The sequence below is a fragment of the Variovorax sp. H27-G14 genome, from assembly GCF_046156345.1.
In the GTDB taxonomy this organism is placed as follows: domain Bacteria; phylum Pseudomonadota; class Gammaproteobacteria; order Burkholderiales; family Burkholderiaceae_C; genus Variovorax.
The window spans coordinates 133035-151372 of sequence record NZ_JAYLVN010000009.1; the positions used below are offsets into that span (position 1 = coordinate 133035).

The window sequence follows — 18338 nt, forward strand, 5'->3', positions numbered from 1 at the left end:
CCTTGACCTGGGTGAGTTGGGGAGGCCGGCCGCAAGGACCGGCCCGCCCCCTCAAAGACTGCGCCAGAAGTCGATGAGCAGCTGCGTGAACTCCACCGGCCGCTCGACCGCGCTGATGTGCGCGGCGTCGATGGTGGCCAGCCGCGCGCCCGGAATGGCCGACACCATGGCCTCTGACATGGCCATGGGCGTGGCCTCGTCCTGCAGCCCGCCGATGACCAGCGTGGGCACCGCCACGCGGTGGTTGCTCTCGCGAAAGTCGATGGCGGCGACCGCGTTGCAGCTTTCGATGTAGCCCTGCGCATTGGTGCGCACCAGCGTGTCGTGCAGCGCCATGGCGGCCACCGCGCCTTCGGGCGTGGCCGCGAAGGCCGGCGTGAGCCAGCGCGCGACCGCGCCGGGGGCGACGGCGGCCACGCCCTTGGCGTTGACCGTTTCCGCGCGCGCGCGCCACGGCGCCTGGTCGGGATAGTGAGCGGCCGAATTGGCGATGACCACGGTCTTCAGCAGCTCGGGGTGCCGCACGGCCAGCGCCTGCGCGGTCATGCCGCCCATCGACAGGCCCACGAAGTGCACCGGCTCGCCGCCCGCCTCGCGCTGAATGAGCTCGGCCGCGTCCTGCGCCAGCGTCTCGATGCGCAGCGCGCCCGGCACCACGTCGGAGGCGCCATGGTTGCGGTGGTCGTAGCGCAGCACGGTGTGGGCGCGCGCCAGTTGCGCGGCCACGGCGTCCCACATGTGCAGGTCGCAGCCCAGCGCATGGCTGAGCACGACGAAGGGGCCTTGGCCCTCGCGAACAACGTTCAAACGGGTCATGGTGTGGAGTCCTTTGTTGGAGGTTGGTGGTGCTGCAGGCGCGGCAGCCAGAAGAACGCAATGGCCATCAGCACGCAGCCGGCCAGCAGCATGGGCGCAACCATCGGCCAGGCGCCGTGCGAATACGTGGTGTCGACGAACAGCGCGGCAATTTGCCCCACGCAGAACGCGACCATCATCATGCCGAAGCCCGACCACGACACGGCCCGCCCCGCCAAGTGCGGCAGGTCGCCCACCGCGCCGGCCTGCCCGCACGGCTGATGGATGCCGTGGCCCAGGCAGTACACCGCGTGGCCCACCAGCAGCGGCACCGCGCTCAGCGGCAGCAGCAGGCAGCCCAGTGCCTGAATGACCGGCCCCGCCAGGCTCAACGACGCGCCCAGGCGCACCGTGCGCACCGGCCCGTAGCGCCGCAGCAGCGTGCGGCACATCGTGGTGCTGAAGATGTAGACCAGCGAGCCCCCGGCCGGAATCCACCCGTACCACGCGGGCGACCAGCCCAGGTAGCCGATGTAGACCATCGGCGACAGCAGCAAGAAGCAGAACAGCCCGCCGTAGGTGGTGGCCGCCAGCGAGGCCCAGGCCCGGAACGAGCGGCTCGCGAACACGGCACGCGTGCTGCCACGCGGCGCGGACGATTCACCCGACAGCGGCCGGCGCGTTTCGCCGAACGAGCGCCAGCACAGCACGAACAGCACCAGCGCATACGCTGCCATCGCCACCATCACCCAGCGCCAGCCCGCGCCCTGCACCAGCCATGCGCCCAGCAGCGGCGCCACCAGGCCGACCACGCCCAGCCCGGTGAGGCCGCGCGCCATCACATGCGGGCCTTCGTGCGCGGGGTACAGGTCGCGCACCGCCGCGCGCGAGCACACCAGAATGGCCGCCATCGAAAAGCCCTGCAGCGTGCGCCAGCCCGCCAGCACCGCCACGCTGCCCGCAAAGGTGCCGCCCAGCGCCGCAATGGCATAGCAGCCCAGCCCCGCGAGCAGCACCGGCCGGCGCCCGAAGCGGTCGGCCAGCGGGCCGCACAGCAGCTGCGCAAAGCCGAAGGCCAGCACGAAGAGCGTGAGGCTGGTGCTGGCCGAGCCCAGCTCGTTGGCAATGGCCGGGAGCGCGGGCAGGTAGCTGTCGGTGGCCACCGGCTGCGCGGCCAGCAGCAGCGGCAACAGCAAGGTGAAGCTGACGTCGAAGCGGCGCTTCGACGCGTTCTTCAAGCCGTCTTTTGCACCGGCGTGCGGCGCGCTCACCTGGAAGAAGCTTGCGCCGTGGCCGCAGCCAGCAGGCCCTTCTCGCGCAGGATGGTCGTGGCAATGCCGAAGGCATGGTTGGCCACCGGCACGCCGCAGTAGATGGCGGCCATCATGATCACTTCCTTGATGTCCTCGGGCGTCAGGCGCGACTCCGGCGGGCCGTCGAGCGCGGCGCGCACGTGCATCGCAAATTCTTCGTAGGCGTGAATGCCCAGCATCATCGACAGCACCATGTAGCGGCGCGTCTTGTCGCCCAGCGCGGGGCGGCCCCAGATGTCGTTCCACGCGTGGCGCGTGATGAGTTCCTGAAACTCGGCGTTGAAGTCGTTGCGGTTGGCGAGCGACTTGTCGACCCAGGCGTCGCCGAGCACGCGGCGGCGGTTGAGCAGGCCGGACTCGTAGCCGTCGGCGGGCATCGCCGACGTTGCAGGCGTCGCGGGCATTTCTGGCATCTCTGGCTCGGAGGGAAATTCAGGGGCGGTCATTGCGGGAGTTCCTTGCGTTCTTTGTGTTCTGTGAGCCGTGCCTGCAGCGCCTTCACTTCGGCCAGCGCGGTCTGGCCTGCGTTGTGGGCGAGCGCGGGGTCGAACCATTCGTCGGCCGCATCGCGCGGCAGTTCGGCGCGCAGCCGGTCGATGTTGGCGCGCATGCGCGCGGCGTCCACCTGCAGGCCGGGCAGCGCGCCCGCCATGGCGCGCACGCTGCCGTGCGCGGACATCAGCAACTGGGGCCATTCGCCCAGCTCGGCTTGCCAGGCGCCCAGCGCGCGTTCGTGCTGTTGCGGCATGGCGCCCAGCAAGGCGGCCACGCGCTGCGGCGCGCGGTGCGCGGCGGCAATGGCCACCATCGAGGCCACCGGGTTGCGCTTGTGCGGCATGGCCGACGAGCCACCGCGCCCCGGCTCGCTGGGCTCGGCCACCTCGGCCACTTCGTACTGGCCGAGCAGCGCGATGTCGACCGCAATCTTGCCCAGGCTGCCCGTCATCAGGCCCAGCTCGCAGCCCAGCGCCACCCATTCGTCGCGCTGCGTGTGCCAGGTGGCGCCGGGGTCGCCCAGGCCCAGTTCCGCGGCCATGCGCTTGCGCACCGCGGGGCCGTGTCCTTTCATTTGCGCCAGCGTGCCGACGGCGCCGCCCAGCTGCAACTGCAGCGCATGCCTTGCCGCCGCGCGCAGGCGGATGCGGCTGCGCACCAGCGGCGCGGCCCAGCCGGCGCACTTGAAGCCGAAGCTGGTAACCGACGCCGGCTGCATGAGCGTGCGCGCGAGCATCGGTGTGTCGCCATGCGTCACGGCCAGGCGCAGCAGCGCGTCGGCGGCCTTGGCCAGGTCGGTCTCTATCAGTGCCACGGCCTCGCGCGTCACCAGCGCCATGGCGCTGTCGATCACGTCCTGGCTGGTGCTGCCGAAGTGCACGAAGGGTGCGGCGTCGGCATTGAACAGGCCCACGGCCTCGCGCAGCGCCTTCACCAGCGGAATGGCCACGCTGCCGGCCCGGCCGCTTTCGCGCACGATCTTGGCCACGTCGAACAGCTCGACCTTGCAGCTGCTGACGATGGAGTTGGCGGCGCTTTCAGGAATGAGCCCTTCGGCGGCCTGCGCGCGTGCCAGCGCGGCCTCGAAGCGCAGCATGGCGTCGACGAACGCGCGGTCGCTGAACGCGCCCAGCGTTTCGGATGTGGAGAGAAAGCCTTCAAAAATGCTCATGCGGTGCCTTGCCCTTTCAGTACTTCAGCTGCGCCACGGCGCGCAGCTCGTCCGGCGACGCCGTGCCGAAGCCGAAAAATTCGAGGTACGCCGGAATCATTTCGAACAGCATGTCAGTGCCCACCTGCACCGCGCAGCCCTTGGCCTTGGCGGCCAGCAGCAGCGGCGTGAACTCGGTCTTCATCACCACCTCGCCCACGAAGGTGCCGGGGTCGATGCGGTCCACGTCGAATGGCAGCGGGTCGCCCTCCTTCATGCCCAGCGGCGTGGCGTTGACCACCACGTCGCAGCCGGCCGGGTCTTTCGAGCCGGTGCTCACCTTCAGCTGCGGATAGTGCTCGCGCAGCCGCGTGGCCAGTGCCTGGGCCGATGCGTCGCTCATGTCGAACAGCATCAGCTCGGCCGCGCCGGCGGCGGCAATCGACGCCGCAATGGCCGAGCCCACGCCGCCCGTGCCCGACACCAGCACGCGCGTGCCCTTGAACAGGCGCCCCTTGCGTTCAACCCCGCGCACGAAGCCCGCGCCGTCGAACTGGTCGCCCAGCAGCGTGCCGTCGGGCCGCTTCAGGATGGCGTTGCACGCGCCGGCCACGCGCGCGGTGGGCGTTACCTCGTCCACCAGCGACATGGTCGTCACCTTGTGCGGCATGGTCACGAGCGCGCCGCGCAGGTTGCTGAACTTGAAGATCTGCGGCAGCGAGGCCGCGTAGTCCTCGGGCTTCACGCCCATGGGCACCACCACCGCGTCGATGCCCTGCTTGTCGAACCAGGGGTTGTAGATCATCGGGGCCTTGAAGGCCTCGGTGGGAAAGCCCAGGTGGGCGATGAGCGTGGTCTTGCCGGAAATCATGTCGGTTGTTTCGTGTGTGATGCGCGGCTCAGGCCACGCTGGGCGAGTGGTAGCGCAGGGGCTGCGCAATTTCGGCCTGCATGGCCGGCGGATAGACGATCTCTCGAAGAAAGTTGGCGTCGGCCTGCAGCGCCTCGGCCGCGTCCAGGTGGCCGAAGTAGCGCAGGTAGTGCGGCATCTGCTGAATGAGCATCTCGAAGCCCGCCTGCGCGTTGAGCCCGCGCGCACGCGCCGCACGCACCAGCGGCGTGGGCTGGTTGCGCAGAAGAATGTCGAACAGCGCCGCATGGCGGTCCATGCGCGTCACGTCGACCGGCAGCGCGTCGCCTTCCACCAGCCCGAGCGGCGTGGCATTGATGACCAGGTCGAAGCCCTCTGGCGCGTTGCTTTCGACGGCCTCCACGGTCGCGTCGAAAAACGCATTCAGCTTGGCGGCCACGCCCGCCGCCTTGCCGGCGGCGCTGTCGAAAAAGGCGATGTGCTCCGCGCCGTTCACCGTGCCGCCTTCGGCCAGCGCCACGCCAATGGCCGCGGCGCTCACGCCCGCGCCCAGAATCAGCACGCGCTTGCCGCGGAACGGAATGTTGCAGTGGTCGAGCGCGCCGATGAGGCCTTCGCCGTCGAACAGGTCGCCCTCCAGCTGGTCGCCCTCGGTGCGGCGCACCACGTTCACCGAGCCGGCCACGCGCCCGAACAGGCCGCAGCCGTCGAGCAGGTCGACCACCAGCGGCTTGTGCGGCGGCGCAATCACCATGCCGCGCACATTGCGCGCCAGAAAGGCCGACTTGAAGAACACCGCAAAGTCGCGCACCGGCACCTGCATGGGCAGCAGCACGGCGTCGATCTGGTAGCGCTCGAAGGCGGCGTTGAACATGCGGGGCAGCCGCACATTGCGAACCGGGTCGCCCGGAATCAGGTAGGCCTGGGTGCTGCCGCGGATGGAGTGGCTCATGTGCTTGCTTCCGTTCGTCAATCGCTCGTTTCGAGGCCGGATGCCCCGCTTTATAGTCGCTTCGCTTCGCCCTTGCAGCCTTGCGGCCGCTCCGGCGTGCGATTATCGAACTACAAAAATCGATGATCGTTCAATTCAAGGGTTTTCAGGGGTGCCGCGGGCGCCCATGCAAGCCCTTTGCAAAGGCACACTTCCGCCCATGAGCACCACCGTCAAGGCCCGCAAGGACACCAAGGAAATCAAAGACACCGTGGACGACGCCGCACCGCCCGCGGGCCTCGACAAGCGCGACTGGATCGCCGGGCTGGAGCGCGGCGTGAGCATCATCGAAGCCTTCGACGACGCCAATCCGCGCCTCACCGCCAGCCAGGCCGGCCAGCGCACGAACATGACCCGCACCGCCGCGCGGCGCTACCTGCTCACCCTGCAGCACATGGGCTACGTGGCAAGCGACGGCAAGCTTTTCTGGCTCACGCCGCGGGTGCTGCGCCTGGGCCAGTCGTACCTGGAGTCGGCCCGCCTGCCGCGCGTGGTGCAGCCCTTTCTGCAGCGCGTGGCGGCCGGCACCAACGAGTTTGCGTACCTCAGCGTGATGGACGGCGACGAGGTGGTCTACATCGCGCGCAACGGCCCCAACCGCAGCATGAGCACCGGCTACGTGCTGGGCGCGCGCGTGCCGGCGCAGGTGACGGCCTCGGGCATGCTGATGCTGGCGCTGCGCACCGACGCCGAGCTGAACCAGTGGCTGGCCACCAGACAGCTCACCGTGTTCACGTCGCACACCATCGCCAGCATGGAGCGCATGCGGCTGGAGCTGGCGCGCATCCGGGCGCAGGGCTGGGCACTGTCGGAGCAGCAGCTCGACCTGAACTCGCGCGGCATCGCGGCGCCGCTGCGCGACCGGCACGGCACGCTGGTGGGGGCGCTGAACATCACCATGCCGATGGGGCACGAGAGCTCGGAAGACGCGGTGGCGCGGGTGCTGCCCGTGCTGCGCGAAACAGCGCAGGCGATGCGCAACCTGATCTGACTGACAGCATTCCGACAGCATCGCGCAGGCACGATGCGCCTTTTCAATCAATAAGCGCTGGAGACAAAACCATGTCCGATCTGTTTTCGAACGACCTCGCCCACAACCGCCGCCACTGGCTGCAGGCCGGCGGCGCCCTCGCCCTTGGCGGCCTGCTGCCTTCCATGGCCTCGGCGCAAGACACCTGGCCCAGCAAGTCGGTTCGCTTCGTGGTGCCGTTCGCGCCCGGCGGCAGCTCTGAAATCGTGGCGCGCTCCACCGCGGCCGAGCTCTCGCGCACGCTGGGCCAGAGCGTGTTCGTCGACAACAAGCCCGGCGCGGCCGGCAACATTGCCATGAGCGAAGTGGCGCGCAGCACCGACCAGCACACCATCATCCTGGGCCACATCGGCACGCTGGCGGTCAACCCGTACATCTTTGCCAAGCTGCCCTACGACGCCAACAAGGACTTCAAGCCCGTGAGCCTGCTGGCCAAGGTGCCCAGCCTGTACGTGGTGCACCCCGACGTGCCGGCCAGGAACCTGAAGGAGTTCATCGCCTACGCCAAGTCCAAGCCCGGCAAGCTGAGCTACGGCTCCGCGGGCAACGGCAGCGCAGGCCACCTGGCCTTCGAGTACCTGAAGATGACGGCCGACGTGTTCATGCTGCACGTGCCCTACCGCGGCACCGGCCCGATGGTGACCGACCTGCTCTCGGGCCGGCTCGACGCATCGGCCATCGGCGCGGCCGCGATCATTCCGTTCATCAAGGCGGGCAAGGTGCGCTGCATTGCGACCGGCTCCACCAAGCGCCTGGCGCAGCTGCCCGACGTGCCGACCGTGGCCGAGCAGGGCTTCCCCGGCTTCGAAATGACGCAGTGGTACGGCATGCTCGCGCCGGCCAACTTCACGCCCGCCAACCTGGCCAAGCTCTCCGCCGAAACCATGAAGGCCGTGAAGTCGCCCGACTCCATGCAGCGCCTGACCGCCGACGCGGCCGAGGCCGTCGGTGGCACGCCGGAGCAGTTCGCGCAGTTCATCGCGGCCGAGCAAACGCGCTGGCAGAAGGTGATCGCAAGGGCAAACATCAAGCCTGATTGATTGGCCCAGGCCCTAGCATCGCGCCATGCGCATCCTGCTGGCCGAAGACGAACACACCCTGGGCACCTGGCTCTGCAAGGCCCTCGAGCATGCGGGCATCCAGGTCGAATGGGTGGACGACGGGCGCCTGGCCGATAGGGCGCTGCAGCAGCGCGAGCACGACGCGCTGGTGCTCGACCTGGGCCTGCCGGGCATGGACGGCCACACGGTGCTGCAGCGGCTGCGCGAGCGCGACCAGCGGCTGCCCGCGCTCATCCTCACCGCGCGCGATTCGCTGAACGAGCGCGTGGCCTCGCTCAATGCGGGCGCCGACGACTTTCTTGCCAAGCCCTTCGCATTGGCGGAGCTCGAAGCGCGGCTTCACGCGCTGGTGCGCCGCGCGCGCGGCGTTGAGCATCCGCGCCTGGCCTGCGGCGCGCTGGTGTACGACGGCGCGCGCCGGCACTTCACGCTGAACGGCGAAACGCTGGCGCTCTCGCCGCGCGAGCTGGCCGTGCTGCGCGTGCTGGTGCAGCGCAGCGGGGAGCCGCTGTCGAAGCAGCAAATACTGGAGCGCGTGTTCTCCGACGACGAAGAGGTGCACCCCGAGGCGGTCGAGGTTTTTGTCTACCGCCTGCGCAAGCGGCTGGACGGCAGCGGCGTGCGCATCGTCACGCTGCGGGGACTCGGCTATGTATTGGAATCAGACTGAGTGAGCCCGTCGCCCTTTCGACTGCGTGAAAGGCTGCGGCGCGCCAGCCTGTGGCAACGCCTTGCGTTGCTGCTGTTCCCCGCGCTGCTTGTGGTCACGGGCATCGAGCTGTGGATGACGCGGCACGACGCGCTGGCCGCCGCCAACGCGGCCTACGACCGCTCGCTGCTGGGTGCGCTGAAGTCCATAGACGCCAACATCTCGACCGCCTCGGGTGGCCTGTCGGTCGAGCTGCCGTACACCATGTTCGAGTTCTTCGAGCTCACGGCCAGCGGGCAGGTGTTCTTCAGGGTGTCGACCTCCGACGGGCTGGTGGAGCTGGGCAGCGCCGACCTGCCCGCGCCGCCCGCCGCGCTGGCGATGGGCGTGCCGGCCTTCTACGACGCCACCTACTTCGGCGAGGCCGTGCGGCTGGCAGCCTACCGGCGCGACCTGGAGCGCGCACCGGCCGGCAGCACCGGGCGCAGCGTGCTCATTCAGGTCGGCGAAAGCACTCGCTCGCGCCAGGAGTTCAGCGCGCGCTTCGTGCGCAGCGCGGCATTGCGCGACGCCCTGGTGCTGGCAATGCTGCTGTGCGGCACCGCCCTGGCGCTGGCCGCGGCGCTGCGGCCCCTGTCGCGGCTGGCGCGCGAGGTGCAGGCGCGCAGCAGCGACGACCTCACCCGCATCGCAGATGCCGACCTGCCCGCCGAGGTGCGCCCGCTGGTGGCCGCGGTCAACCAGCAGATGTCGCGCACGCAAGAGCTGGTGGCGCAGCAGCGGCAGTTTCTGGACGATGCCTCGCACCAGCTGCGCACCCACCTCACCACGCTGCAGATGCAGGCCGACTACGCGCGGCGCCAGCAAGACCCGGCGCAGGTGCAGATGGCGCTCGATGCGCTGGGCACAGAAATCGGCCGCGCCACGCGCAGCGCGCAGCAACTGCTGGCGCTGGGCCGCAGCGACACCGTGCTGGTGGAGCCGGCCGAGTTCGACGTGGCCGCGCTGCTGCGCGAAGTGGCGGTCGACCTGCTGCCGCTGGCGCGCGCGAAGCGCATCGACCTGGGCATCGACCTGGGCACCCGCTCGCCAACACCTGAATTCGTGGCCGTGGCCGACCGCGGGCTGATGCGCGAAGCGCTGAGCAACCTGGTGGCCAACGCCATCACCTACACGCCGGCCGAAGGCACCATCACGCTCTTCACCGCCGCCGACGCCGCGGGCTGGAGCCTCAACGTGGAAGACGACGGGCCGGGCCTGAGCGACGAAGAACGCGCCGCGCTGGGCCAGCGCTTTCGCCGTGGCGCTCGCGCGGGCAAGGGCGGCTTCGGCCTGGGGCTGGCCATTGCGCGCTCCATTGCGCAGCGCCACCAGGGCGAGCTGCGGCTGGAGGCGCGCGAGGCCGGCCGGGGGCTGCATGCGATCATCTGGTGGCCCCGCCCGGCTGTCGCCTGACAGGCCCATACCCAAGCAGATGCCACGCAGATGCCCATGCCGACACCCATGCCGATTGGCCCCACCCGCCGCCACGCACTTCGCACCCTCTGCGCGCTGCTGATGCCCTTGCCCGGCGCGCGTGCCCTGGCCGCGGGCGACCCTTCCGAAGACGCCGCCGACTGCGTGATTCCCGCCAAGGCCGGCGGCGGCTTTGCGCTGACCTGCGCGCTTGCACGCGACGCGCTGCAGGCCGTGCGGCCCGCGCGCCCGCCGCTGGCCCAGCGCTACCTGCCGGGCGGCATCGGCGCGGTGGCGTTCGACCGCATCGCCACCGGCAAGCTCGGCGGGCCAGGCACGCTGGTGGCTTTTTCGAGCGGCTCGCTGCTCAACCTGGCGCAGGGCCGCTTCGGGCCGCACCCGCCATCCGCCGTGCGATGGATTGCCACGCTGGGCACCGACTACGGCGTGATCGCCGTGCACCGCGACTCCCCCTACAAACGCCTGCAAGACCTGGTCGACGCGCTGCGGCAAGACCCGTCGCGCATCGCCTTCGGCGCGGGCGGCACCGTGGGCAGCCAGGACTGGGTGAAGGCCGCGCTGCTGGTGCGCGCCGCGGGGCGCGACCACAAGGCCATGCGCTTCGTGTCGTTCGAAGGCGGCGGCGACGCACTGAGCGCGTTGCAGGGCAAGCATGTAGACGCCTTCCCCGGCGATGCCGCCGAGGCGCTGCAGGCCATGGAGGGCGGCGCGGCGGTGCGGCTGCTGGCCGTGCTGTCCGACACGCGGCTGGGCGGCGCGCTCACCGGCGTGCCGACCGCGCGCGAACAAGGCGTGGACCTGGTGTGGCCGACCGTGCGCGGCCTGTACCTGAGCGCCGACGTGCCCGAGCCCGCCGTGCGCGCGTGGACCGCCGCCTTTGCCCAAGCCACCGCAGCGCCGGGCTATGCAGCGCTGCGCGCGCGGCACAGCCTTTATCCTTTCGCGCTCACCGGCACCGCGCTCGACGACTACGTGCAGGCGCGCATCACCACCTACCGGGCGCTTGCGGAAGAACTCGGACTTCGCCGCTGGAAGCCCTGACCCCCAAGCTTCATCTTTCAATGACCGAAGACGACATCACCCAACACATCATCGACATGCTTGGCGGTGGCCATTTCGTGGTCGCCGACGACAACAGCTTTTTCTTTCACGGCGCGGACAACAAGTGGCCGTTCGCGACCATCGTCACGAAGGACAGCGACGCCGACAGCGCCTCCAACCTGAACCGGCCCGGCGTGTTCCGGCTGAACATCCGCACGGGCGAGGAACGCTTTCATGCGCTGTTCGGCGAGCAGGAGCAGGCGGGAACTGACTTCACCGCGCTCGACCGGCTCATGCCGCATCCGACGGACGCCAAGACGCACTGGGTGAGCGTGATCAACCCGAGCGCAAAAACCTTCGAGGCGGTGAAGCCGCTGCTCGTGGAAGCACACAAGCTGCTGGGCTTGCAGGGCAAGGGCGCATAGCGGATCGGGTTCGCCCGGTTCGGCACAGAGCCCGAGCCCGCGCGGACTTGCTGTTGTTGAGACGGTCTAGGTTTTCTTGTCCAGGGCCAGCGCCTTCTGCGAGGCCACAACCTCGATCAAAAAGTCCATCACCGCGCGCATGGGCGCTGCACGCCGCAGGTCGCGATGCACCACCAACCAGATGTCGCGCGAAAAGCTTTCGCCTTCGTGCTTCAGGCGCACCAGGGCCGGATCGGCATCGGCCAGAAAGCACGGCAGCCCCGCCACGCCGGCGCCCGCCCGCGCCGCGGCCAGATGACCGCTGATGTCGCTGAGCTCGCAACCCACCGGCCGGTGCCCGGCAATGTCCAGCAGCCAGTGTTGCTGCGGCATGTCGGCGAACTGGGCGTCATAGGCAATGAAGGTCCAGTCCTGTGGGCGGCGCAGCGGCGCGTAGTGGCGGCTCGCATACAGCGCGAAGGGCATGTGCCCCACCTTGCGCACCACGCTGCTCGCCTCCTTGGGGCGCACCAGCCTCAATGCAACATCGGCCTCCCTGTGGCTCAGCGACACCTGGTTGGCCTGCGCGGATATGGACAGCTGAATGCCGGGATAGGCCGCCCTGAAGTCGGCCAGCTTGCCGGCCAGCAAATGCGTCGCCAGGATCGGCGGGGCGCTGAGCGTCACCTTGCCATTCAGGGGATTGCGGCTCGCCTGGGTTCGTCGCTCGATGGCGTACGCGCCCTCCTCCATGGCCTGCGCTTGTTCGAAGACCTGCTGGCCCATCGGCGTCAGTTGGCAGGCGCGCGGCATGCGCTCGACCAATGAGACCTGCAACTCGCCTTCGAACGCACTGAGCCGCCGGCTCACCGTCGCATGGTCGACCTGCAATGCACGGGCGGCACCCGACAACGTGCCGGCGCGGGCCACAGCCAGGAAATGGCGAAGATTTTCCCAATCGAACATCTGTGCGTTTTCTCCACTTTGACTGGCGTTTATACAGAATTTACGCGCAGAAGTCGGCGACCTAGCATCGGCACGAATCAGCTCTTGTGGACCTTCTCGATGCCTTCCGTTTCTTCTGCTCGTGCCCGTGTCACGCTGGTCGCCGCCGCGCTCGGGCTTGTCGTCGTTCTGCTCGATGTCAGCGTCGTCAACGTGGCCCTGGAGGCTCTGCGCCGGGAGTTCGGTGCCGACGTGTCGGGGCTGCAGTGGGTGCTCAACGCCTACACGCTGGTCTTCGCGGCATTGCTGCTGACCAGCGGTGCGCTGGGCGACCGATTTGGCGCGAGGCGGCTTTTCATGCTCGGCTTTGTCTTGTTCACGCTGGCATCGGGCGCCTGCGGTCTGGCACCCAGCCTGTGGGCGCTGGTGGCGGCACGCGCGGTGCAGGGTCTGGGTGCGGCGCTGCTGGTGCCCAATTCGCTTTCCATGCTGCAGCAGGCTTTTCCTGATCGGGAACAGCGCAGCCGCGCGGTCGGTTGGTGGGGTGCCATCGGCGGCATATCGTTGGCTGCGGGGCCGGTGCTGGGCGGCGTGCTGATCACGCACAGCGGCTGGCGCAGCATTTTCTTGATCAACCTGCCCGTGGGTTTGATAGGGCTGTTGCTTGCGTGGCGCCATGCCGCGCCGGGCAACACCGGCCATCGCCGCAGCTTCGATCTTCCGGGCCAGGCCGCCATCGTCTGCACGCTGGCGGCGCTCACGGTGGCGCTGACAGAAGCTGGCCGTGTGGGCTGGCAGCATCCGTGGGTGCAGGGTGGCCTGTTGCTGGCACTGGTGGCAGCCTTGTGCTTCGTCGTCATCGAGTGGCGCAGCCCGTCGCCGATGCTGCCACTCGCGCTCTTTCGCATCCCTGCTTTCGCGGTGGCGTCATTGGTCGGCGTGATCGTCAACTTTGCCTACTACGGGCTCATCTTCGTCTTCAGCCTGTTCTTTCAAGTGGAGCAGCAGTTGTCGCCGCAGCAGACCGGGCTCGCGTTTCTGCCCATGACGATCGTGCTGATGGCGGTGAACGTCATCGCCGGTCGACTGATCACCCGCATGGGCGCCAGGCGCTTGATGGTTCTGGGCCTGGCGCTTGCTGCTTGCGGCTACTTGGTACTGCTGCCGATCCGCATCGACGGCGCCTACTGGATGCTGGTCGCGCCCATGCTGCTGGCGGCCAGCGGCATCGCACTGACCGTGCCGACCATGACCAACGCCACGCTGTCGTCGGTGGACGCCTCGCGTGCCGGCATCGCGTCGGGTGTTCTCAACTCGGCACGCCAGACCGGCGGCATGCTGGGCGTGGCCGTGTTCGGCTACCTGGTGCGCGACACGGCGCCAGGGCCGTTCATGCGCGGCATGCACGCGTCGCTTGGTGTGTCCGTTGCGTTGCTGCTGGCGGGAAGCCTGATGTGCCTGTTCGGGATTCCGAAGGATCGAAAGGAGGCGGCATGAGCGCGTCGTTGGCGACGAGCGTGCGCAGGCACTGCCGCTCCGCAGCCGGTGCAGCCACGCTCGGTGCCAACGAAAGACCCCCAGCTTGCCCCCCCTCTCGATTCGTGGCAAAAGCGGACCCCTGACCCAACCCCAACAAGGTAGACCCGACATGTGTGATCTGAACGACCAGGACGAGCTCAAGAAGTACACCCGCCGCGACTTCGGCACATTCGCCGCTTCCGCCGGCCTGCTGACCGCGTTGCCCGGCGTGGCCAACGCCGTCGGGGTGGCCGAACGCGAGGTGAGCATCACCACGGCGGACGGCACTTGCGACGCCTACTTCGTCGCACCCACCGCGGGCGCGGCACCCGGCGTGCTGATTTGGCCCGACGTGTTCGGCCTGCGCCCGGCCTTCAGGCAAATGGGTCGGCGCCTGGCCGAATCGGGCTACAGCGTGCTGGTGGTCAACCCCTTCTACCGCCAGAAGAAAGCACCCACTGCGGCGCAGGGCGGACAGACGGCCATCGCAGAAGTCATGCCGCTGATGCAAGCCCTGACGCCAGCCATGCACCTGGCCGACGCCAAAGCCTTCGTGACATGGCTCGATGCGCAAAAGGAAGTGGACAAGGCACGCAAGCTCGGCACCACCGGCTACTGCATGGGCGGGCCGATTGCAGTGCGCACCGCCACGGTGGCGCCCGACCGCGTGGGCGCCGTTGGCACCTTCCATGGCGCCGCCATGGTGACCGCGTCGCCCGACAGCCCTCATCGCCTGCTGGCCCAGACGAAGGCGCGCTACCTGGTTGCAGTGGCCGAGAACGACGACGCCAAAGATCCCGAAGCCAAGACCACGCTGCGCACCGCATTCGAAAGCGCCAAGCTCCCGGCCGAGGTGGAGGTGTACCCCGCGGCCCACGGCTGGTGCCCGCCCGACACGCGGGTGTACGACGCCGCCCAGGCCGAGCGCGCCTGGACGCGCCTGCTGGCCACTTTCAACCAGGCACTGGCCTGATTGCGGCAACGGGCTGACGAGCGAAGCATGCAATTTTCGAAATTCAGTCTCATCCCTTGCGTGCTTCTTGCGGCAACGCCCGTGCTGGCGCAGATCAACGCCGGCGCGCTGCCCGCCAGCGCGTCGCCTCCCTTCAAGCTCACGAAGGTTGCGCAGTTCGACTTGCCATGGCGCATCGCCTTCCTGCCCGACGGACGCATGCTGATCACCGAGAAGAGCGGCAAGCTCTTTCTGGCGACGCAAGCCGGGCAGAAGCTCGAGGTCACCGGTGTGCCGCCGGTGCTCTACCAAAGCCAGAACGGCCTGCTCGGCGTGTACATCGCTCCTTCGTATTCGAGCGACGGGGCGATCTATCTCACGTATTCGGAGCCCGGACAACAGTCGAACACATCGAGCCTGGCGCTGGCCCGTGCGACGCTGAAGCTCGGCACCGGCACCAGCACCAGTACTGGGACTGCATCGCTGGAGAACCTGAAGGTCATCTGGCGCGACCCGATCAAGGGCAAGGGCGGCCAGGTCGGCGCTGCCGTTGCCTTCTCGCCGGACCAGAAATTTCTGTTCCTCACCGTCGGCGACAGGCAGCGCTTCACGCCTGCGCAGGACCCGAACCAACCCGCAGGCAAGATCCTGCGACTCACGCTGGACGGCAAGCCCGCGCCCGGCAACCCCATGGAGGGCAAGACCGGTGCACGGTCCGTTCCGGTGATCGATCCGCCCAGAGACACCGAGGCCGCCAAGACCGCGCCCGTCGTGCGCACCTATGTTTTCGAAGGCCCCAACCTCACGCCCTCGGAGACCTGGAGCTCAGGGCATCGCACGCCCTACGGCCTTGCCTTCGCGCCGGACGGCCGCCTGTGGGAGCTGGAGCACGGGCCGCGCGGCGGCGACGAGTTGAACCTGATCGAACCGGGCAAAAACTACGGCTGGCCGCTCGTCTCCTATGCGATGAACTACAACGGCGTGCCCATCGCCAGCCCCGACACCCGCCCCGACCTTGCCAAGCCCGCCATCTACTGGACCCCGGTGCTCGCGCCCGGCAACCTGATGTTCTACAGCGGCGCGATGTTTCCGCAATGGAAGGGCTCGGCGTTCGCGCCCGGCCTCGTCAGCCGTGCCCTGCACCGGATCGATGTGCAAGGCGCCATGGCGACACCGGCCGAGCACTGGACCGTCGGCTTTCGCGTGCGCGCCGTCGAGCAGGCGCCGGACGGTGCGCTGTGGTTGATCGAGGACGAGCACGAAGGCGGCTTGTATCGGCTCACGCCGAAGTGAACACTGCTGCGCGTACAAAACAGAAACGCGCCTACAGATGGAGTCACCCGCCGCGTACGTTCGCCGGCGCGCGAACCGCTAGCCTGGGTGTTCACAATCTTCAAACACAAGGACCTCCAATGAAGACTTCACACGCTTTGCTCGCGGCCGTCACTGCTGCCGCGTTCCTCGCCATGCCTGTTGCTGCAAACGCAAAGGGCTGCATCAAGGGTGCCGTCGTGGGCGGTGTGGGCGGGCATGTCGCAGGGCACCATGGGCTGATCGGCGCTGCGGGCGGTTGCATGGTCGGGCGGCACATGGCCAACAAGAAGGACAAGGAAGCCGAAGCGGCTGCAGCCGCGCAACGGACCCCAGCAGACCCGTCTGGCGATACGCACGTCAAGCATTGAGGCGATGGCGGGCGGACAGAGCGCTGAACCTGAGCGCCTTGGGCCATGAAAACCCATCGACTTGAACTCTTCGCCGACTACTTTCAGTTCTACCTGCAGGACGAAGAGAGTGAGGGCAACCTGTCGAATGCCTGGAGCGAGGACGCAGTGATTCGAATGATGGCGGTGACTGCGGGCACGGTCGGTATCGGCACCGTGCGCAACATGACCGTGCCGGTGACGCTTGAATTCCTCGATGCCGAGCCGCGTGTCGATCTTGCCGAGTTCGACCATGTCGTCGAAGGCGCCATCGACGTGCCGAGCGGCCGTCTGGTGGTGGCTGGTTGCACCGACTTTTTTGCGGACGCACCGCGCTTCGATCTGCCGCCCGGCACATACAAGGTGAGGTTGTCAGGCTCGGGGTTCGACACGCTGTCGGAGGACGGGCTAGAGGGTCGAGATCACTACCTCGTGCAACTGTGGTCGGACTCGTTCGTTGAGCCGAAAGTTTTGAAACAGCATGCGGGTTAGGGCCTGACGCCACAGAGCTTGTCAGCAGCAAACCCGACCTTCGCATGCCTTCATTGCCGCACGTAGCGCAGGTGCGTGGCGGCCGGGCCATCAAGCACCCTGTCGATCCGAAACGTCGTTCCGATGTCGCCCATGTTCTCGAACAGACGCCGCCCGCTGCCGAACAGCACCGGCGCCAGGGCAATCTCAAGTTCGTCGACCGCGCCCAGCTTCAGGTATTGCTGAACAACGTCCGCGCCGCCCGCGATGCGAATGTCACGCGCGCCCGCGGCTTCCCGCGCGAGCGCCAGTGCATGCTCTGGCCCGTCGTTGATGAAGTGGAAGGTCGTGCCGCCCGGGCGCACCCAGGGTTCGCGCTTTTCATGGGTCAGCACGTAGACCGGTGTGTGAAACGGTGCGTCTTCGGGCCACGCAACCTCGCCCTGATCGAACATCCGCTTGCCCATGATGTTGGCGCCGATGCGCTCGAAGGTGCCGCGAACCAGGTCATTCACAGGGCCCGTCTCGCCGCCGGGTCCGGCCTTGAGGACGTTCTCGCGAAAGTGCTGCAGCCTTACCAGCCAGCCCATCATCGCGCCCCACTTGGCGCCCCAGTTCTTGTACCCGGGGTCGCTCATGGTCATGCCTTCGGGGGCCATGTAGCCGTCGAGGCTGAGTCCGATGTTGACGAATACCTTGCTTGCATTGCTCATGGGGAAGGACCTTTCGTATCGCATGTGAACGCCGTACACAACTATATGCAAGCGACGGACAGTGTGTACAGCGGGTTTTCGTGAATCTGGCACGCTCCCGCTTGGTCGCCTTTAGTCAGGTGCACGCCTCGATACAGTCACCGCACTCTTTTCCCGTATTCAAATTGCCATGTCACCTCGCGCTAGCCGGAGCATCACCAACATCGTCATGCTCGTCGGGCTGGCACCAGTGGCGCTGTGGCTTTTGCTGCTGTCTGTCGCTGATGGTTTGATGCCTTGGAGCGCTGCCTTTGCCGTAGTACTTTGGATACCACTGTGCAGCTTGAGCTTGCTCATCTCCGGTAGCGGTAGCGCTGTCGCCGTGGCGCGAAGGCTGAGTCGAACCGACCACCAAGCTTGGCGCGGGATTCATCGTCTTCCATCCTGGACGGCGGCGATGATTGCCTTGCTGGCTGCGTTCTGCGCCGTCTATGTCCTTCTCCCTGCCGAAGCAGCGCGCAAGCAGCCACCAGCAATCTCAGTGCAACTTTCACCCGAAGCGGATGAAGAGTTGGCCCAACAGACAAAGAAGAAGATCGAGGAAGTTACCGGAAAGCCGTATCTTCCAAACGGGGCGACAACCAAGGGAATGCCTTGAGGCGGTCAGCATTGGACCTTCGCTTATGCGGCGCTCGGCCCACATCGGTTGATCGAGAGCGTTGCTCCCTTTGTTGAAGATTTGTGGGTGGCCGACTTCGACCCCCATCTTCGAAGGGCATCAGAC

Annotated in this window: 20 protein-coding genes; 12 read left to right on the top strand and 8 right to left on the bottom strand. The window is 67.8% G+C overall.

Annotated features, from left to right (window positions below; genetic code table 11):
* Positions 1-51: 51 nt before the first annotated feature.
* The 6 genes from VLK31_RS21130 to VLK31_RS21155 form a co-directional block, all read right to left on the bottom strand.
* On the bottom strand, positions 52-816 hold the full coding sequence (locus VLK31_RS21130; RefSeq protein ID WP_409170396.1) for an alpha/beta fold hydrolase: 765 nt from the start codon (positions 814-816) through the stop codon (positions 52-54).
* On the bottom strand, positions 813-2033 hold the full coding sequence (locus VLK31_RS21135; protein ID WP_409170397.1) for a multidrug effflux MFS transporter: 1221 nt from the start codon (positions 2031-2033) through the stop codon (positions 813-815). The genes VLK31_RS21130 and VLK31_RS21135 overlap by 4 nt, the downstream gene beginning before the upstream one ends.
* A gap of 29 nt (positions 2034-2062) precedes the next feature.
* Positions 2063-2485: a carboxymuconolactone decarboxylase family protein gene (locus VLK31_RS21140; protein WP_409170532.1), complete on the bottom strand. Its 423-nt coding sequence runs from the start codon at positions 2483-2485 to the stop codon at positions 2063-2065.
* Between the two features lie 65 nt (positions 2486-2550).
* Complete coding sequence (pcaB, locus tag VLK31_RS21145) at positions 2551-3774, bottom strand: 3-carboxy-cis,cis-muconate cycloisomerase (protein ID WP_409170398.1); 1224 nt, start codon at positions 3772-3774, stop codon at positions 2551-2553.
* A gap of 16 nt (positions 3775-3790) precedes the next feature.
* A complete protein-coding gene (locus tag VLK31_RS21150) occupies positions 3791-4624 on the bottom strand; it encodes a shikimate dehydrogenase family protein (protein ID WP_409170399.1) in 834 nt (277 codons plus the stop codon).
* Positions 4625-4652: 28 nt separating this feature from the next.
* Positions 4653-5576, bottom strand: coding sequence for a shikimate dehydrogenase family protein (locus VLK31_RS21155; protein WP_409170400.1), 924 nt, complete (start codon positions 5574-5576; stop codon positions 4653-4655).
* 199 nt (positions 5577-5775) lie between these two features.
* Here VLK31_RS21155 and VLK31_RS21160 point away from each other — a divergent pair, with 199 nt between their 5' ends.
* The 6 genes from VLK31_RS21160 (at position 5776) to VLK31_RS21185 (ending at position 11297) form a co-directional block, all read left to right on the top strand.
* Complete coding sequence (locus VLK31_RS21160) at positions 5776-6606, top strand: IclR family transcriptional regulator C-terminal domain-containing protein (protein WP_409170401.1); 831 nt, start codon at positions 5776-5778, stop codon at positions 6604-6606.
* A 71-nt stretch (positions 6607-6677) separates the two neighbouring features.
* Entirely contained in the window at positions 6678-7685 is a 1008-nt protein-coding gene (locus VLK31_RS21165; RefSeq protein ID WP_409170402.1) for a Bug family tripartite tricarboxylate transporter substrate binding protein, read from the top strand.
* 25 nt (positions 7686-7710) lie between these two features.
* Positions 7711-8376, top strand: a complete 666-nt coding sequence (locus VLK31_RS21170; protein ID WP_409170403.1) for a response regulator — start codon at positions 7711-7713, stop codon at positions 8374-8376.
* Entirely contained in the window at positions 8377-9810 is a 1434-nt protein-coding gene (locus tag VLK31_RS21175; protein ID WP_409170404.1) for a sensor histidine kinase, read from the top strand. It begins immediately after the preceding gene.
* Positions 9811-9846: 36 nt separating this feature from the next.
* A complete protein-coding gene (locus VLK31_RS21180; RefSeq protein ID WP_409170405.1) occupies positions 9847-10872 on the top strand; it encodes a Bug family tripartite tricarboxylate transporter substrate binding protein in 1026 nt (341 codons plus the stop codon).
* 20 nt (positions 10873-10892) lie between these two features.
* Positions 10893-11297, top strand: coding sequence for a DUF6194 family protein (locus tag VLK31_RS21185; RefSeq protein WP_409170406.1), 405 nt, complete (start codon positions 10893-10895; stop codon positions 11295-11297).
* Between the two features lie 66 nt (positions 11298-11363).
* On the opposite strand, the gene VLK31_RS21190 is transcribed toward VLK31_RS21185, so the two are convergent.
* Positions 11364-12242 (bottom strand): LysR family transcriptional regulator, encoded by an 879-nt coding sequence (locus tag VLK31_RS21190; RefSeq protein ID WP_409170407.1) that lies wholly within the window; start codon positions 12240-12242, stop codon positions 11364-11366.
* Positions 12243-12341: 99 nt separating this feature from the next.
* On the opposite strand from VLK31_RS21190, the gene VLK31_RS21195 reads away from it, so the two are divergent.
* The 5 genes from VLK31_RS21195 (at position 12342) to VLK31_RS21215 (ending at position 16883) form a co-directional block, all read left to right on the top strand.
* Positions 12342-13718: an MFS transporter gene (locus tag VLK31_RS21195; RefSeq protein WP_409170408.1), complete on the top strand. Its 1377-nt coding sequence runs from the start codon at positions 12342-12344 to the stop codon at positions 13716-13718.
* Positions 13719-13869: 151 nt separating this feature from the next.
* Positions 13870-14712: a dienelactone hydrolase family protein gene (locus tag VLK31_RS21200; protein WP_409170409.1), complete on the top strand. Its 843-nt coding sequence runs from the start codon at positions 13870-13872 to the stop codon at positions 14710-14712.
* Positions 14713-14739: 27 nt separating this feature from the next.
* Positions 14740-15984, top strand: coding sequence for a PQQ-dependent sugar dehydrogenase (locus VLK31_RS21205; RefSeq protein WP_409170410.1), 1245 nt, complete (start codon positions 14740-14742; stop codon positions 15982-15984).
* 119 nt (positions 15985-16103) lie between these two features.
* Positions 16104-16373, top strand: coding sequence for a hypothetical protein (locus tag VLK31_RS21210; RefSeq protein WP_409170411.1), 270 nt, complete (start codon positions 16104-16106; stop codon positions 16371-16373).
* Between the two features lie 45 nt (positions 16374-16418).
* Complete coding sequence (locus VLK31_RS21215; protein ID WP_409170412.1) at positions 16419-16883, top strand: hypothetical protein; 465 nt, start codon at positions 16419-16421, stop codon at positions 16881-16883.
* Positions 16884-16933: 50 nt separating this feature from the next.
* Here the strand turns inward: VLK31_RS21215 and VLK31_RS21220 are convergent, their stop codons facing one another.
* Positions 16934-17575, bottom strand: a complete 642-nt coding sequence (locus tag VLK31_RS21220) for a dihydrofolate reductase family protein (RefSeq protein ID WP_409170413.1) — start codon at positions 17573-17575, stop codon at positions 16934-16936.
* Positions 17576-17783: 208 nt separating this feature from the next.
* Here VLK31_RS21220 and VLK31_RS21225 point away from each other — a divergent pair, with 208 nt between their 5' ends.
* Positions 17784-18212, top strand: coding sequence for a hypothetical protein (locus VLK31_RS21225; RefSeq protein WP_409170414.1), 429 nt, complete (start codon positions 17784-17786; stop codon positions 18210-18212).
* Positions 18213-18338: the final 126 nt, after the last annotated feature.

What these genes read in the sequence shown, in the direction of transcription:
- VLK31_RS21140 (WP_409170532.1), bottom strand. Translation starts at nt 2,485, where the DNA reads ATGCCCGCCGACGGCTACGAGTCCGGCCTGCTCAACCGCCGCCGCGTG.
- VLK31_RS21195 (WP_409170408.1), top strand. Translation starts at nt 12,342, where the DNA reads ATGCCTTCCGTTTCTTCTGCTCGTGCCCGTGTCACGCTGGTCGCCGCC.
- VLK31_RS21170 (WP_409170403.1), top strand. Translation starts at nt 7,711, where the DNA reads ATGCGCATCCTGCTGGCCGAAGACGAACACACCCTGGGCACCTGGCTC.
- VLK31_RS21155 (WP_409170400.1), bottom strand. Translation starts at nt 5,576, where the DNA reads ATGAGCCACTCCATCCGCGGCAGCACCCAGGCCTACCTGATTCCGGGC.
- VLK31_RS21220 (WP_409170413.1), bottom strand. Translation starts at nt 17,575, where the DNA reads ATGAGCAATGCAAGCAAGGTATTCGTCAACATCGGACTCAGCCTCGAC.
- VLK31_RS21225 (WP_409170414.1), top strand. Translation starts at nt 17,784, where the DNA reads ATGCTCGTCGGGCTGGCACCAGTGGCGCTGTGGCTTTTGCTGCTGTCT.
- VLK31_RS21205 (WP_409170410.1), top strand. Translation starts at nt 14,740, where the DNA reads ATGCAATTTTCGAAATTCAGTCTCATCCCTTGCGTGCTTCTTGCGGCA.
- VLK31_RS21210 (WP_409170411.1), top strand. Translation starts at nt 16,104, where the DNA reads ATGAAGACTTCACACGCTTTGCTCGCGGCCGTCACTGCTGCCGCGTTC.
- pcaB (WP_409170398.1), bottom strand. Translation starts at nt 3,774, where the DNA reads ATGAGCATTTTTGAAGGCTTTCTCTCCACATCCGAAACGCTGGGCGCG.
- VLK31_RS21130 (WP_409170396.1), bottom strand. Translation starts at nt 816, where the DNA reads ATGACCCGTTTGAACGTTGTTCGCGAGGGCCAAGGCCCCTTCGTCGTG.
- VLK31_RS21180 (WP_409170405.1), top strand. Translation starts at nt 9,847, where the DNA reads ATGCCGACACCCATGCCGATTGGCCCCACCCGCCGCCACGCACTTCGC.
- VLK31_RS21200 (WP_409170409.1), top strand. Translation starts at nt 13,870, where the DNA reads ATGTGTGATCTGAACGACCAGGACGAGCTCAAGAAGTACACCCGCCGC.
- VLK31_RS21215 (WP_409170412.1), top strand. Translation starts at nt 16,419, where the DNA reads ATGAAAACCCATCGACTTGAACTCTTCGCCGACTACTTTCAGTTCTAC.
- VLK31_RS21165 (WP_409170402.1), top strand. Translation starts at nt 6,678, where the DNA reads ATGTCCGATCTGTTTTCGAACGACCTCGCCCACAACCGCCGCCACTGG.
- VLK31_RS21185 (WP_409170406.1), top strand. Translation starts at nt 10,893, where the DNA reads ATGACCGAAGACGACATCACCCAACACATCATCGACATGCTTGGCGGT.
- VLK31_RS21150 (WP_409170399.1), bottom strand. Translation starts at nt 4,624, where the DNA reads ATGATTTCCGGCAAGACCACGCTCATCGCCCACCTGGGCTTTCCCACC.
- VLK31_RS21190 (WP_409170407.1), bottom strand. Translation starts at nt 12,242, where the DNA reads ATGTTCGATTGGGAAAATCTTCGCCATTTCCTGGCTGTGGCCCGCGCC.
- VLK31_RS21160 (WP_409170401.1), top strand. Translation starts at nt 5,776, where the DNA reads ATGAGCACCACCGTCAAGGCCCGCAAGGACACCAAGGAAATCAAAGAC.